At 69.2% G+C, this 14,321-nt stretch carries 13 protein-coding genes; 4 read left to right on the top strand and 9 right to left on the bottom strand.

Features of this window, described 5'->3' with window-relative positions; translation table 11 throughout:
* The first annotated feature begins 15 nt into the window (after positions 1-15).
* The 3 genes from flgA (at position 16) to ASF45_RS15400 (ending at position 1,557) form a co-directional block, all read left to right on the top strand.
* Positions 16-717, top strand: coding sequence for a flagellar basal body P-ring formation chaperone FlgA (flgA, locus tag ASF45_RS15390; RefSeq protein WP_235580927.1), 702 nt, complete (start codon positions 16-18; stop codon positions 715-717).
* Positions 718-819: 102 nt separating this feature from the next.
* A complete protein-coding gene (flgM, locus tag ASF45_RS15395) occupies positions 820-1,152 on the top strand; it encodes a flagellar biosynthesis anti-sigma factor FlgM (protein WP_056664033.1) in 333 nt (110 codons plus the stop codon).
* Positions 1,153-1,185: 33 nt separating this feature from the next.
* On the top strand, positions 1,186-1,557 hold the full coding sequence (locus ASF45_RS15400; protein WP_056664036.1) for a hypothetical protein: 372 nt from the start codon (positions 1,186-1,188) through the stop codon (positions 1,555-1,557).
* A gap of 79 nt (positions 1,558-1,636) precedes the next feature.
* On the opposite strand, the gene ASF45_RS15405 is transcribed toward ASF45_RS15400, so the two are convergent.
* From ASF45_RS15405 to motA, 9 genes are all read right to left on the bottom strand, one after another.
* Positions 1,637-2,350, bottom strand: a complete 714-nt coding sequence (locus ASF45_RS15405; protein ID WP_056664038.1) for an RNA polymerase sigma factor FliA — start codon at positions 2,348-2,350, stop codon at positions 1,637-1,639.
* Positions 2,351-2,427: 77 nt separating this feature from the next.
* Complete coding sequence (locus ASF45_RS15410; protein WP_056664041.1) at positions 2,428-3,156, bottom strand: hypothetical protein; 729 nt, start codon at positions 3,154-3,156, stop codon at positions 2,428-2,430.
* Positions 3,149-4,717 (bottom strand): flagellar biosynthesis protein FlhF, encoded by a 1,569-nt coding sequence (gene flhF, locus ASF45_RS15415; protein WP_056664046.1) that lies wholly within the window; start codon positions 4,715-4,717, stop codon positions 3,149-3,151. The genes ASF45_RS15410 and flhF overlap by 8 nt, the downstream gene beginning before the upstream one ends.
* Positions 4,714-6,792 (bottom strand): flagellar biosynthesis protein FlhA, encoded by a 2,079-nt coding sequence (gene flhA / locus ASF45_RS15420; protein WP_056664050.1) that lies wholly within the window; start codon positions 6,790-6,792, stop codon positions 4,714-4,716. Before flhA ends, flhF begins: the two co-directional genes overlap by 4 nt.
* Positions 6,792-8,006, bottom strand: coding sequence for a flagellar biosynthesis protein FlhB (locus ASF45_RS15425; RefSeq protein WP_056664054.1), 1,215 nt, complete (start codon positions 8,004-8,006; stop codon positions 6,792-6,794). The genes flhA and ASF45_RS15425 overlap by 1 nt, the downstream gene beginning before the upstream one ends.
* 112 nt (positions 8,007-8,118) lie before the next feature.
* A complete protein-coding gene (locus ASF45_RS15430; protein ID WP_056664056.1) occupies positions 8,119-8,763 on the bottom strand; it encodes a protein phosphatase CheZ in 645 nt (214 codons plus the stop codon).
* Between the two features lie 8 nt (positions 8,764-8,771).
* Positions 8,772-9,155: a chemotaxis response regulator CheY gene (gene cheY, locus ASF45_RS15435; RefSeq protein ID WP_255357798.1), complete on the bottom strand. Its 384-nt coding sequence runs from the start codon at positions 9,153-9,155 to the stop codon at positions 8,772-8,774.
* 61 nt (positions 9,156-9,216) lie between these two features.
* Positions 9,217-10,188 carry a flagellar motor protein MotB gene (motB, locus tag ASF45_RS15440; RefSeq protein WP_056664059.1) on the bottom strand — a complete coding sequence of 324 codons (972 nt, stop codon included), beginning with the start codon at positions 10,186-10,188 and terminating at the stop codon, positions 9,217-9,219.
* Between the two features lie 15 nt (positions 10,189-10,203).
* A complete protein-coding gene (motA, locus tag ASF45_RS15445; RefSeq protein WP_056664062.1) occupies positions 10,204-11,061 on the bottom strand; it encodes a flagellar motor stator protein MotA in 858 nt (285 codons plus the stop codon).
* A 277-nt stretch (positions 11,062-11,338) separates the two neighbouring features.
* Between motA and ASF45_RS15450 the strand changes: the two genes are divergently transcribed.
* Positions 11,339-14,321: glycosyltransferase family 41 protein (locus ASF45_RS15450; protein ID WP_156473020.1), on the top strand; the 2,983-nt coding region annotated here is incomplete at its 3' end.

The raw sequence follows: 14,321 nt of genomic DNA on the forward strand, positions 1-14,321 counted from the left end.
GCAGGAGGTATCCCCATGGGCTTTGCTCGAAGGCTGTGCCAGGCCGGGCTGCCGCTGCTGGCAGCGCTGTGTGCCCCTGCCTGGGCGCAATACGAACAGATCAGCCAGCAATGGGTGGACCAGGCGCTGGCCCAGCTGCCGGCCGACGCCAAGGGCCCGCTGCGCATGGAAGTCAGCGTGGGCGCGCTGGACAGCCGGCTCAAGCTGGCGGCCTGCGCCCAGGTCGAACCGTATCTGCCGCCCCACACCCGGCTGTGGGGCCGCACGCGGCTGGGCCTGCGCTGCGTCGATGGCGCCACGCGCTGGAGCGTGTTCCTGCCGATCACGGTCAAGGCCTTCGGGCCGGCCTGGATGCTGCGCGGGCCGGTGGCCCAGGGCGCGGTGCTGACGGCCGACGATGCCGAGCAGGGCGAGGTCGATTGGGCCGAAGACCGCTCGCCCGTGCTGGCCGATCCGGCGCTGTGGGTCGGCCAGATCGCCACGCGCAGCTACATGCCCGGCCAGGCCATCCGCCAGTCCATGGTGCGCGCGCCGCTGGCCTTCCAGGCCGGCGCCCAGGTGCGCGTGGTGGCCCAGGGCTCGGGCTTCTCGATCAGTTCGGACGGACAGGCGCTGACGGTCGGCGTGGTCGGGCAGGCGGCTCGTGTGCGCATGGACAACGGCCGCATCCTGACCGGCACGGTACTGGATGCGCGCACAGTCGAACTGTCCATGTGACCCCGTTTTGCCAAGGAATTCGCATGCCGGCCCTCAAGTCGCTCCTGGAACTGCCGATAGCATCAGCACGATGCCCTTTTCACAGGGGCGATGGAGAGTGCAATGAAGATCGGACAGACGCCCGACCCGAACCCGGGAATCCCCCCGGCCAAGCGGCCCGGGCCAGAAACGGAAGCCGCCGCCCAGGCGAAGGCGGCCGCTGTCCGCACGCCCGCGGCCACGCCGGGCGCTTCGGTGAGCGTCTCCACATTGGGCAAGACGCTGGAAGCCACGCGCCGCGCGGATGCCGGCGACGTCGACCAGGCCAAGGTCGACGAGATCAAGGCAGCGATTGCGGACGGCAGCTACCAGATCAACCCCGAAGCCATTGCCGACAAGATGCTCGCCAACGCGCAGGAAATGCTGCAGCCCAAGCGCGGCACCGGCAACCACTGAGGCCCGGCCGCGGCCTGAACCGGAGCCACCGCCATGGTGGCTGACATCTTTCTCCACCAGCTCGCCGAGGCCGAGGCGCAGCTCGATTCCCTGACCCATTTGTTGCTGCAAGGCGATGCGCCTGCCTATGAGGCCGGCGCGTTGGCGTTCCGGCAGGCCCTGGTGCAGCTGGCCCATGCCGCGGCCGACCAGCCCACGCCGGTGCCGGACGCCGTGGCCGTGCGGCTGGCGCAACTGGCGCGTGCGCTGGTGCAGCAGCGCGACCAACTGGCGCGCCGTGCCGTGGTGGTGGCGCGCAGCCTGGCCGTGGTGCTGCCGCAGACGCAGCCGACCTACCAGGCGCCGGGGCGGCGGGCCGGCTTCAGCGGCGCGGCGCCGCAGATCTATTCGGCACCGGCGCGCTGAGCGGGTCCAATGCCGGCATGCAAAAACGCCCTGCACCGCAGGGCGTTCTGCTTTGCATGCGCGGCACTGTGGCGAGCGCTCAGTGCGCCCGCATCTTGGCGCGCAGCCGTGCCACGGACTGGCTGTGCAGCTGGCACACGCGCGATTCGGTGACGCCCAGAACGGCGGCGATTTCCTTGAGGTTGAGGTCCTTCTCGTAGTACATGCTCATGATGTACTGCTCGCGCTCGGGCAGCGACTTGATGGCCTCGACCAGCGCGCTGCGCAGGCGCTCGTTGCGCAGCAGGTTCAGCGGGTCGGCCTCGGTGTCGCCGGTGTGGCGGTCGAGAAAACCCTCGGCGTCTTCGTCGCCACCCATGTCCTCCAGGTACACGAGCTGGGTGCCACGCACCTTGTTCAGCAACTCCTGGTACTCGTCCAGCGCCATGCCGAGTTCGGCAGCGATCTCGGACTCCTTGGCGCTGCGGCCCAGGCGCTGCTCCACGCGCTGCACGGCGCGTTCGATGTCCTTCTGGCTCTTGCGCGAGCCGCGCGACATCCAGTCGCCCTCGCGCAGCTCGTCGATCATGGCGCCGCGGATGCGCTGGGTCGCGAAGGTCTCGAACTGCACGCCCTGCGCCGCCTCGTAGCGCGTCAGCGCCTCGGACAGGCCGATCATGCCGACCTGGATCAGGTCGTCCAGCTCCACATTCGCCGGCAGCTTGGCGATCATGTGGTGCGCCAGGCGGCGCACCAGCGGCACGTACTGCCGGATCATGTGCTCGCGGTCGAGTTGGCCTTTGGCGGTGTACATGTCAGTCGCCTCCCGCCGCCGGCAAGCGGTGATGGGCGTGGTGGACAGTGGAGGTGGAGCGTACGCGCAATTGCACCTCAGGCCATGAAGGGAACGGCGCCGTTCTCGAGCAGGCGCAGCGCCAGCCGGCGCACGTCGTCGCTGCGTTGCTCGGCTTGCGGTTCACTGCGCACGGTGATCATGTCGGTCTCGCAGCCCAGGAAGGTCAGGGCGCATTTTTGCAGACTTCGGCCGGTCGTACGGGCCAATTGGTCCGCGTTGCGGAGCGACGAAGTGATCAGCGAGACCAGCGTGGGTGCCAGCCGGCCTTCCTGCTGGAATTGCTTGAGCGTGCGGTAGCCGCGCAGCAGCGCATGGCGGCCGGGGGCCACGGCGAGCACCGGCTGCGCCGCGCTGCCGGCCAGCACCGGGATCAGCAGCTCGGCGCGGGCATAGACCACCAGCACGCCGCAGCCCTGGAACAGCGATCCGAGCAGGTCCAGCGGCCGCGGCCGGGCCTGCCCCAGCGCGCGCAGGCCGACGGCGGCGGGCATCACGGCCCAGTCGGAGTCCTCGGTCGCCCCCAGCGCGCCCCAGGGCGTGTGCTGCATGAGGTCGACCAGGCCGGGATGCGCGGGGGATTCCAGGCTGGTGCCGTCCAGCACCACGGGCGGATAGCCGTAGCTCTGGAGCGCCTGGCACAGCTGCCACAGCAAGGCCTGCTCGTACCGCTCCTCGCCCTGGCTGACCAGCGTGATGAGCCGGGCCGGCGCGGGCGGGCGGGCCTGGCGCAGGCTGGCGCCCTGGTCGGCGAAGGCATCAAGCATGGGCACGCTCGCCACGCAGCGGGGCCGCACCTGCCGTGGAGAAGATGAAGCTCAGGTCGGCCGCCTTGGGGTCGTAGGCCGAGCGCACATTGCTGCGCATGGAGGCGGCCACCAGCTTGGCCGCATCGGCGCGCTCGAAGTCCTCGGGCACGCGCTGGCCGTTGCAGATGCCGCGCACCAGCAGCTGGTGGCGGATCGTGGCATCCAGCGCCGGGCCCAGCTTCACGGCCTCGTCCACCTTGGACAGGATGGTCTGCTGTACGCCGCCGGTCTTGAAGGCGCCCATCACGTCGTCCAACTGGTCGCCCTGGCCGCCGGCGTTGACCACCAGCAGCCGCTGCACGCCGGGCAGGTCCAGCATGTCCAGCATGCCTTGCTTGCGCGGGTCGCGTGGGGCCACGCCGGTGGTGTCGACCAGCACCATCTTCTTGTTGGCCAGCAGGCCCAGCAGGTCCTGCAGCGCGGCCCGGTCGTGCGCGAGGTGCGCCACCACGCCCAGCATGCGGCCGTAGCTGCGCAGCTGCTCGTGCGCGCCCACGCGGTAGGTGTCCAGCGTGATCAGGCCCACGCTGGCCGCGCCATGCTCCTGCACGCAATGCGCGGCGAGCTTGGCGGCCGTGGTGGTCTTGCCCACGCCGGTGGCGCCGACCAGCGCGAACACGCCGCCTTCGGTGTAGAGCGGCGCAGCCTGGGCGTCGGTGTGCAGGTTGCGCTGCAGCACCTCGATGATCCAGTGCACGGCCTCGGCCGCGGAGAAGTCCGCGGGCATGCGTTCCAGCAGCGCGCGCGCCAGGCTCGGCGAGTAGCCGGCACGGATCAGCTTGAGCATGAGGTTGGACTGGATCGGGTCCTGCTTGGCCTGGCCCAGCCAGGCCAGCGTGCTGAAGCGTTCCTCGATCATCTCCTTCATGGCCTGCAGCTCGTCCACGATGCCTTGCGAGGCCGGCGCCGCCACGGGGGCGGCGGGGCCGGACTGCGGCCGGGTGCGCAGCACTTCCTTCACGAAGGGCAGGGCATGCGGCGTGGCCTTGGCAGCCACCGGTTTGGCCTGGACAGCGGCCTGCGCCGCGTTCGCGGCCTCGAGCCGTTCGGCCAGCTGCGCGAGCTGCGCCGAGGCGGCCGGCTTGCGCAGCGTCTGCACCTCGCGCTCGGCACGCTCGGACAGCGTGGCGGGCTTGGCGATGATGGGCGCGATGGGGGCGCGGGGTGCCACCGCGGGCTTGGCCGGTGCGGCCGTGCTGCCCATGGCCTCGTGGCGGCGGCGCAGCATGCGCTCGCGCACATAGTCCTGGAACGACAGCGTGCTCATGGCCAACTGCTCGGCGTCTTCGGCCACGGGCGTTTTCTCAGCGGCCATGGCCGTGCGGCGCGGGGCGGGCCGGGCCGGTGTGGCCGCGGCCTGCTCGGGCGGCGTGCCGACGGTGTCTTCGGCCGTGGCCATGACCTCCACGCCGGTGGCGGTCTGGCGGTTGGACAGGATCAGCGTGCCCTCACCGAATGCCATCCGGGCCTTGGCCAGGGCTTCGCGCGAGGTCGCGGCGGTAAAGCGTTGGATGTTCAATTTGCACCTCTGAGGATGGGGCCGATACGGATGGAATGCGTTTCAGGGATTTCGCTGTGCCCCAGCACCTGCAGCCGGGGCGCGACGCGCCGCACCAGGCGCGAGATGGCGTTGCGGATCTGGTCGGGCACCAAGAGGCAGGCCGGCACGCCGAGCTCTTCCTGGCGCATGGCGACGTCGGCCGCGTTCTTGGTCAAGAGCTCGGCCACGTTCGGGTCCAGCGAGGGGCCGGCGGCGTTGCCCAGGGCCTGGACCAGCAGGCGCTCGAGCGCAGGTTCGATGGCGATCACGTTGAGTTCGCGCGTCGGGCCGTAGATCTGCTGCACGATGGCCGGGGCCAGCGCGATGCGCACGCGGCGCGCCAACTCCAGCGGGTCGCTCACGCTGCCGGCATGCTCGGCCAGCGATTCGACGATGCTGCGGATGTCGCGGATGTGCACGGACTCTTCGAGCAGCAGCTGCAGCACCTTCTGGAACGCGGCCAGCGGCACCATCTTCGGTACCACTTCCTCGATCAGTTTGGGAGCCAGGCGCGTCACGTGTTCCACCAGTTGCTGGGTCTCGGTGCGGCTGAGCAGACGGGCCGCCTGCACCTGCATCAAGTGTGACAAGTGGGTGGCCATCACGGTCTCCGAATCAACGACCGTAAAGCCGGCCAATTGCGCGGCTTCCTTCTGGCGCTCGTCGATCCAGTGGGCTGGCAGGCCGAAGGCCGGGTCGGTGGTGGCGGTGCCGATCAAGGGCGTGCTGATGCCGCCCGGGTTGATGGCCAGGTACATGCCCGGATAGGCCTCGCCCTCGCCGACCACCACGCCGCGCAGTGTGATCCGGTAGGCGCTGGGTTTGAGTTCCAGGTTGTCGCGCACGTGCACGGCCGGCGGCAGGAAGCCCACCTCCTGCGCGAACTTGCGGCGCACGCCCTTGATGCGGTTGAGCAGGTCGCCCTGGCGGGTCTTGTCGACCAGCGTGATGAGCCGGTAGCCCAGCTCCAGCCCCAGCAGGTCCACGGGCTGCAGGTCGTCCCAGCTGGCTTCGTTGTCGGCCGGTGCCGGCGGCGGGCCGGCCACCAGCAAGCCCTCCTTGGGCTTGTTGGCCATGCGCCAGGCCAGGTAGCCCAGCACCGAAGCCACGCCCAGGAACACCACGTGCGGCATGTTGGGCACCAGGCCCAGCAGCGCCAGGATGCCGGCCACGATGCCCAGCGCGCGCGGCGAGTCGAACATCTGCGCGACGATCTGCTTGCCGATGTCCTTGTCCTTGCCCACGCGCGAGACCACCATGGCGGCCGCCACGGAGATCAACAGGCCCGGAATCTGCGCCACCAGCGCGTCGCCGACCGCCAGCAGGATGTAGCTGTCGGCGGCCTGGCCGGCCGACAGGCCGTGCTGCAGCATGCCGATGGCGAAGCCGCCGACGATGTTGATGACCAGGATCAGGATGGCGGCGATGGCGTCGCCACGCACGAACTTGCTGGCGCCGTCCATGGAGCCGAAGAACTCGGCTTCCTCGGCCACCTCGGCGCGGCGGCGCTTGGCCTCCTTGTCGTCGATGAGGCCGGCATTGAGGTCGGCGTCCACCGCCATCTGCTTGCCGGGCATGGCGTCCAGCGTGAAGCGGGCCGAGACCTCGGCGATGCGCTCGGCGCCCTTGGTGATCACGATGAAGTTGATCACGACCAGCACCAGGAACACGATCAGGCCGACTGCGAAGTTGCCGCCGATCAGGAAGTGGCCGAAGGCCTCGATCACCGCGCCGGCCGCACCCGCGCCGGTGTGGCCTTCCATGAGCACCACACGCGTGGTGGCCACGTTCAGCGACAGCCGCATCAGCGTGGTCAGCAGCAGCACGGCCGGGAAGGCCGAGAAATCCAGCGGCCGCACCATGTAGGCCGCCACCATCATCACCATCAGCGCCATCGCGATGTTGATGGTGAAGAAGGTGTCCAGCATCCATGTCGGGATCGGCAGCACCATGAGCGAGAGGATCGCCACCACCAGCACCGGTGCGGCGATGCCGCGCACATGCGTGCTGTGGCGTTGCAGCGAGGCGAGCAGGGCTTGCGGAGAGGTCGGCATCAGCGCGGCTCCACGGGCTTGAGTTCATCCAGCGGCGCGTCCGGGTCGGCGGCGCTGGTGGCTGTGGTTTCGGCCACCACCGTCTTGCCCAGCGGGTCGAGTTCGGGCGGCACGAACGGTTCGGGCTGTTCTTCGGGCATCGGGCCATCGCCGCGCATCGCGGCCTTCAGCCGGTAGACATAGGCCAGGATCTGGGCCACGGCCGTGTACAGCGCCGAGGGGATCTCGCCCTCCAGCTCGGCATGGGCGTACAGCGCGCGTGCCAGCATGGGCGACTGCAGCACCGGCACGGCATGCAGTTGCGCCACCTCGCGGATGCGGAAGGCCAGCAGGTCGGCGCCCTTGGCGATCACCTGCGGCGCGGCCATGGTCTTCTCGTCGTAGCGCAGCGCCACGGCGAAGTGGGTCGGGTTCATGAGCACGAAATCGGCCTTGGGCACGGCCTGGATGCTGCGGCGGTTGGCGATCTCGCGCGCGCGCTGGCGCAGCTTGCCCTTGAGCTGCGGGTTGCCCTCGGATTCCTTGTGCTCTTGCTTGACCTCCTGGTGCGACATCTTGAGCCGCGACTTGTGCAGGAACAGCTGCATCGGCACGTCGAACATGGCCACCGCGAAGATCACCAGCAGCAGCAGCGAAACGCCCTTGGTCAGCCAGTCGCCCAGCAGCACGATGGAGCGGGGCGAGGGCTGCAGCACCATCATGGCCACGGTCTCGATGCTGCCCTTCAGGTAGAGCCAGGCGACGATGCCCAGCACGATGGTGATGGCCAGGAGCTTGCCGGTCTCGACCACCTTTTCCTTGCTGAACATCTTGCCGAAGCCGCTGAGCGGGTTCAGCCGGTTCAGGTCCGGCGTGATGGGCTTGGTGGTGACGACCCAGCCGCCAGCGGCAATGGTGCTGCCCACGGCGGCCACCAGCACGATGGCGGCCAGCGCCAGCGCCACGACGAGTCCGGCCAGCGTCATGCTCTGCAGCCGGTCCAGCATCTGCAGCGGATGCAGCAGGGTGTCGGCCCCGAAACGCAGCTGGTGGTGCACGGCCAACTGCAAACGGCCGAACATCCAGGGCGCCAGCGCCAGCAGCGCGAAGGCGCCCACGCCCAGCACCGCCAGGTTGCCCAGGTCGCGCGAGCGGGCGATCTGGCCATCCTTGCGCGCCTGTTCGAGCTTGCGCTCGGACGCGGGCAGGTTGCGGTCTTGGCTGCTTGATTCCATGGATGTGGCTCGGGGTAAGCCGCATTGTCGGAACCGGGGGCCGGAACTAAAGCGCGATAAGAAGGGGCTTGGCGCCCCTAATCAGCCGGCCCGCGCCGCTGGGGCGCGGGGGTCAGAAGCCCAGGCTGGCCAGCAGGTCGTCGACCTGCGACTGGTCGGTGACCACGTCGTCGCGGCCTTCGCCGTTGACGACCGGGCCCTGCAGTGGCGCATTGGCCACTGCAGCGACCTTGACGGGCGGCGCGGTCTGGATCAGCAGCGTGACAAGCTGCTCCTCGATGGTCGCTGCCAGGTTCACCACGCGCGCGATCACCTGGCCGGTGAGGTCGTGGAAGTCCTGCGCCATCATGATCTCGGTCAGGTGCTGGTCGATCTCGCGCGAGGCCTTGTCCACATCGCCCAGGAAGTTGTAGACCACCCCGCGGGCCACGGCCGCCACCGGGTCCTTGACCAGCAACTCGCCCACGCGCCGCGTTTCGGCGGCGATGAAGTCGTGCTGGGTCTTGGCCTGCTCCACGCGGCTCAAGACCTTCTCGGCGGCCTCGCCCGTGAGCCGGGCGATGTAGGTCAGCCGGCTCTGTGCGTCGGGCAACTCGTCGACGCTGCCGCGCAGCTTCTCGGCGTAGCCCAGCTCGGCCAGGCTGTCGTGCAGCTGGCGCGTGAGCAGGCCGAGCTTGTGGTGGACGTCTTGCGTGGCGTCGTCGGACACTGCGGGGGCGGGTGAAGCAGGCTGCGGGAGCGATTCGCTGGTCTGCATGGCTGCCCTTACAGACCGAGTTTCTTCAGGATGTGGGCCACCTTCTCCTCGAGCGTGGCCTTGGTGAACGGCTTGACGATGTAGCCGGCCGCGCCACCCTGGGCGGCTGCCACGATGTCTTCCTTGCGGGCCTCGGCCGTGACCATCAGCACCGGCAGGTGTTTGAGCTTCTCGTCCGCCTTGATCTGCGTCAGCAGTTCGAAGCCGTTCATGTTGGGCATGTTGATGTCGCTCACCACGAAGTCGAAGCGGCCGTTGCGCAGCTTGTTCAGCGCGGCAACGCCGTCTTCGGCCTCTTCGGCATCGGTGTAGCCGCTCTCCTTGAGCAGGTTGCGCACGATGCGACGCATGGTGGAGAAGTCATCGACGATCAGGAAACGAAGTTCGGCCACGGTTGCCCCTCGTGATTGGCGTTGACGGGAAGAAAGCGCATGGGTCGAGCTCTCGAAGTCTTCATGGTGGGGTGCCCCTCGTCGTCGGGCCGGGCCCGGGTTCAGACAGCGGGGCGATCTGCGGTATTGCAGGCACAGCTATTGTGGCATCACCGGCGGGCGGGGCGCCCATCAGGCGCTCCTCGGCCTCGCGGGTCAGCACGGTCAGCGTGATGCGGCGGTTGACGGGTGCATTCGGCGTCTTGGGCTCCAGCGGGCTGCTGGCGGCCAGTCCGACCACGCGGCCCAGCTTGGCGTCCGGCATGCCGGCGGCGACCAGCTCGCGGCGCGAGGCGTTGGCGCGGTCGGCCGACAGCTCCCAGTTGCTGTAGCCGCGCTCGCCGTTGCCGTAGGGCGTGGCATCGGTGTGGCCGGCCAGGCTGATGCGGTTCTCCACGTCGTTCAGCGCCGCCCCGATCTCCCGCAGGATGTCGCGCATGTAGGGTTTGACCAAGGCGCTACCGCTGTCGAACATGGGGCGGTTCTGGTCGTCCACGATCTGGATCTGCAGGCCGTCCGGCGTGGTCTCCAGCCGGATCTGGGAGCGGTATTCGTTGAGCTTAGGCGTGTTGGTGATCAGCGCCTCGATCTTGGCGCGCAGATCTGCGATGCGGCGGGCGTCCTGGCGCGCCGCCTCGGCCTTGGCCTGCTGGGCACTCTGGCGCTTCCTGGCGGTGTCGTCGGCCTGGCCGCGCGCGGTCTGGCCCACTTTCTCGGTCAGGTCCTTGCCGCCGCCGGGCAGGATGGAGTTGCTGGCGCCGGAGCCGGTGCCACCCATCAGCGCGACCTTGAGCGGGGCATTGAAGTAGTCCGACAGGCCCTTGCGGTCGCCCTCGGTGGTCGAGCCCAGCAGCCACATCAGCAGGAAGAAGGCCATCATGGCCGTCACGAAGTCGGCGTACGCGATCTTCCAGGCCCCGCCATGCGCCGCATGGCCGGACTTCTTGATCTTCTTGACGATGATCGGCTGGAGTTTCTTCGCGTCGCCCGCCATGGCTCAGGCTCCCCGCTACTTCTTCTTCACGTGGGCTTCCAGCTCGGCAAAGCTGGGGCGCTCGGTCGAGAACAGCACCTTGCGGCCGAACTCGATGGCAGTGGAGGGGTTGTAGCCCTGCATGCTGGCCAGCAGCGTGGTCTTGATGCACTGCAGTTCCTTGGCCGCATCCTCGCTCTTTTGTTCCAGCAGGCCGCCCAGCGGCTCGACCACGCCGTAGGCCAGCAGAATCCCGAGGAAGGTGCCGACCAGGGCCGAGGCGATCATGCCGCCCAGCACGGCCGGCGGCTGGCCGACCGAGCCCATGGTGTTGACCACACCCAGCACGGCGGCCACGATGCCGAAGGCCGGCAGCGCGCCGGCCAGCCGGGCGATGGCGGCCACTGGGGCGTGGGCCTCCTGGTGGTGGGTCTCGATCTCGCTGTCCATCAGCGACTCGATCTCGTGTGCGTTGAGGTTGCCCGAAACCATCATGCGCAGGTAGTCGGTCATGAACTCCACCACATGGTGGTCGCTGCCGACGACGGGGTATTTCTTGAAGATCTCCGACTGCTCGGGCTCTTCCACGTCCTTCTCGATCGCCATCAGGCCCTCCTTGCGGGCCTTTTGCAGGATGTCGTAGAGCAGGGCCATGAGCTCCAGGTAGCGCTCCTTGGTGAACTTGGAGCCTTTGAACGCGGTGGGTAGGGCCTTGAGGGTGGCCTTGAGCACCTTGGGCTGGTTGTTCACCGCGAAGGCGCCCAGCGCGCCGCCGAAGATGGTGATCAGCTCGAACGGCAGCGCCGTCAGGATCACGCCGATGTTGCCGCCGTGGAAGACATACACCCCGAAGATGCAGCCCATGGCGACGACGTAGCCGATGATGACGATCATGTGCGGTGCAAAAGGTGGCGGAGCGGCAGAGGCCTTCGGCGGCCCGGTACAGGGCCGGAGCCCAAGCTATTTGCTTGGGAATGTATCGGATGAACCTCTGGATACGAAGATTTTGAAACGCCAATAAGCGGCGCAAAGGTGACGTACATCGGCTGGGGACGGTGGCTGGCGCTGGCCTCGCCGCGGCAAATGGGTCATGATTTGCGCGTATTTCGGCTGATATGCGCTTGGATCGGTCGCTATTCTCGGCGCAGCCCTGCCAACCCGAGCCCAGCCCATGACCGACACCCCTGAAGCCCCCGCGATCTCGGATTTGCTCGGGCAGGCCATCGCGCAGCACCGCGGCTTCGCGTTCGAGGAGGCCGAGCGGCTTTACCGGGCGGTGTTGGGGCACGACCCCCAGCATCCTGATGCGCTGCACAACCTCGGCGTGCTCTACGCGATCGGCTTGGGGCGGGCGCTGGAGGCGCTGCCGTACTTCGAGGCGGCGCTGAGTGCCGACGCCGCGCGGCCACAGCTGTGGTTCAGCTACGTGGACGGCTTGATCCGTGCCGAACAGTGGCCGATGGCCGAGCAGGTGCTGCAGATGGCGCAGGCTGCCGGCCTGTCGCGCGCGCAGGTCCAGTCCCTGAAGGAGCGCTTGCAGGGCGTGCCGCCGCTGGCCGCATCGCGCTTGCCCGCCGCCGTGCCGCAGCCCGCCCCTGGCGCCGGGGCGCCGTTGGCGAGGCAGCAGGAACTGGTCGCCTTGTTCCAGCAGCAGGCCTACGGGGCCGGCGAGGCTTTGGCCCGCGAACTGTTGGCGGTGCATCCCGACGACGGCTTTCTCTGGAAATCGCTGGGCGCCATGCTGCAGGCCCAGGGCCGCCAGCACGACGCCCTGCTCGCCAAGCAGCGTGCCGCCGAACTCCTGCCGGACGATGCCGAAACCCTGTCCAACCTGGGCCGCGCCCATTTCGAGCTCGAGCAACGGCCGGCCGCCATCGCGGCCCTGCGCAAGGCATTGGCGCTGCGCCCGGACCACGCCGAGACGCTCAACAACCTGGGCCTGGCGCTGAATGCCGAGGGCCAGGTGGCCGAGGCCGCCCGCTGCTTCGAGCAGGCCGTGGCGCTGCAGCCGGCGTTTGCCGAGGCACTCAACAACCTCAGCGGCATCCACGTGGCGCGCGGCGAGGTGGCGGCGGCCGTGGACGTGCTGTCGCGCGCGGTCGCGGCCCGGCCCGACTACCGCATCGCCTTCGACAACCTGCTGTTCGCGCTCAACTACCACCCGGATGCCAGTGCCGAGCAGATCTACGAAGGCTATGCCGCCTACGAGGCCGCCTTCGGTGCGCCGCAGCGCCGGCATTGGCAGCCCCATGCCAACCTGCGGGCTGCGGGCCGCCGCCTGCGCGTGGGCTATGTCTCGCCCGACTTCCGCCAGCACGCCTGCAGCTTCTTCATCGAACCCCTGCTGGCCGGCCACGACCATGCGGCCTTCGAGGTGTTCGCCTATGCCGAGCTGCGCACGCCCGGTGACGCCACGACCGAGCGCCTGCGCGCGCTGGTCGACCACTGGGTGCCCACGCAGGGCCTGGGCACGGATGCGCTGGCTGCGCGCATCCGCGCCGACGGCATCGACATCCTGGTCGACCTGGCCGGCCATACCAAAGGCAACCGGCTCGACGTGTTCGCGCGCAAGCCGGCGCCGGTGTCGCTGAGCTGGATGGGATTCGGCAGCACCACCGGGCTCAAGGCCATCGACTACTACCTGACCGACGAGGCCAGCGCGCCGCCGGGCAGCGAGCATCTGTTCTCCGAAACGCCATGGCGCCTGCCTGGCCTGCCGTTCACGGCCTACCGGCCCGGTGTCGGCATGGGCGAGGTCGGGCCGCTGCCCGCCCTGGCGCGCGGCCACGTGCGCTTCGGCACGCTCACGCGCGGCGTGCGCATCAACCACCACAGCCTGCGCGTGTGGTCGCAGATCCTGCAGCGCGTGCCCGGCTCCACGCTGCTCATCGACAGCCGTTCCTTTGCCGACCCGGACCTGGCCCAGGCCATGGCGGCGCGCTTCGCCGCGCTGGGCATCGGCAGCGAGCGGCTGGAGATCGGCTTCCACAGCCCGCCCTGGAACCTGCTGCGCGGCATCGACATCGGCCTGGACTGCTTCCCGCACAACTCGGGCACCACCATCGTCGAAATGCTGCACCAGGGCGTGCCGGTGGTGACCCTGGCGGGCCGTCCCAGCGTGGGCCGCATCGGCAGCGCCATCCTGCAAGGCCTGGGCCGGCCGGAGTGGATCGCCGAGACCGAGGAAGCCTACGTCGAGAAGGTCGTGGCCCTGGCCCAGGACCTGCCGGCCCTGGCCGCCACGCGCGCGGCGCTGCGCGGTCAGATGCAGGCCAGTTCGCTGATGGACGAGGCCGGCTTCGTGCGCGGGGTCGAGCAGGCCTACCGGCAGATGTTCGGGCGCTGGGAAGCCGAGCATGCACCGGTCCCGGCACCCGCCGTGTCGGTGGCCAACGAGATCGCGGCACTGCGCGCCGAACTGCTCTACAACGAAGGCAACGCGCTGCACGAACAGGGCCGCATGGCCGAGGCCGAGGCCCGCTGGCGGGCCGCGCTGGACCTCGTGCCCGACCACCCCGAGGCCTTGAACAACCTGGGCCTGCTGCAGCAGGAGCAAAGCCGCATGGCCGAGGCCGAGGCGAACTACCGCGCGGCCCTGCGTGCACGGCCCGACTCGCCCGTGGCCCACCACAACCTGGGCAACGTGCTGCCGCACCGCGGCGAGTTCGACGAGGCCGTGGTCTGCATCGAACGCGCCATCGCGCTGGGCCTGACCTCGCAGCACCTGTTCGACAACCTGCTGTTCATCCTGAACTACCACCCGGAGCGCAGCGCCGAGCAGATCTACGCGGCCTATGCGGAGTACGACCGGCGCTTCGGCCAGCCGCACCGCGCCAGCTGGAAGCCGCACGCCAACAGCCGGCGCGCGGACCGCCGGCTGCGCGTGGGCTATGTGTCGCCGGACTTCCGCGAACACGCCTGCGCGCGTTTCCTGGAGCCGTTGCTGGCGGCGCACGACAAGTCGGCGGTGGAGGTCTGGGCCTATGCCGAGCTGAACCGCGAAGACGCGGTGACCGCACGCTACAAGCGCGTGGTGGACCACTGGGTGCCCACGCGCGGCCTGAGCGACGAGGCGCTGGCCGAGCGCATCCGTGCCGACGCGATCGACGTGCTGGTGGACGTGGCGGGCCACACGGTGGGCAACCGGCTGGGGG

This window comes from Pseudorhodoferax sp. Leaf265 (genome assembly GCF_001422365.1).
Taxonomy (GTDB): domain Bacteria; phylum Pseudomonadota; class Gammaproteobacteria; order Burkholderiales; family Burkholderiaceae_C; genus Pseudorhodoferax.